Below are 748 nucleotides of genomic sequence, written 5' to 3'. Positions count from 1 at the left end.
ACATGGAACGAGTTTTTGCCGATATCGATGCCGATCACGGCGATCGCGGTATTGAGTGTCTGGGACATGGCGTGCTCCTTGTCTTGGCGCCCCTGGCCAGCTTATCGCTGGCGGGGCAGGAGCACGGCCGGACCATCCCATTAGCAGACGTCAGCTGTTTGGTCGGCCGCCTTTCCGCGCAAACAATATCAGTAGCGGATATGCCGCTGCGAGAATGAAGATTGCGTCGAATAAGTAGACCGTTAATCCGGGCCCGAACGGCCCTCGGGCTCCGAACGTAAACTCTCGCGCGTCAGAGAACAGCATCGGCAGGTTGAGAACGGTCGAGATGATGCGACCGACCAAACCACCTCCGCAGGTGAAGCTTTGCTGTTCCTGGGTCAGACTGCACCCGATGGATTTCAGTATAGGGTAAGCGACAAGCTCCAAGGGGGCTACAACGACTGCAATCCCCACGATGCAAAGGCAAAGCAGGCTCACACCTCGAAAAACCTTGAGTAGTATCGACCCCGCCATTCACCAACAGTACCAAAATCGACCGCGATTGCGACTGTCCTTGATGGCTCATCGAACAGGATCGAGGTGCTGGTAAACGGACCCTTGCGGCAGATGAACTTCTGCTTGTGACCCTACTTGGACGTCGAACTGTCTCCGCTTTGACCGCGCAGTTGGGAAATACCGCACCGGTGCGTTGGCGCCCAGCGCGGTACAAGTTTAGCTCGCTTTTTGCACCGCCGGGGGCTTCCAC

The 748-nt window shown here is 57.1% G+C and carries 1 protein-coding gene; it reads left to right on the top strand.

Features of this window, described 5'->3' with window-relative positions; translation table 11 throughout:
- A partial coding sequence (locus tag AB4Z51_RS45030; RefSeq protein WP_441499782.1) for a hypothetical protein occupies window positions 1–218 on the top strand: 218 nt, incomplete at its 5' end.
- Window positions 219–748: the final 530 nt, after the last annotated feature.

It is taken from the genome of Bradyrhizobium sp. 2TAF36 (genome assembly GCF_052114925.1).
GTDB lineage: Bacteria > Pseudomonadota > Alphaproteobacteria > Rhizobiales > Xanthobacteraceae > Bradyrhizobium > Bradyrhizobium barranii.
The sequence above is the reverse complement of the archived record's forward strand: the minus strand, read 5'-3'. Positions and strand labels throughout refer to the sequence as shown.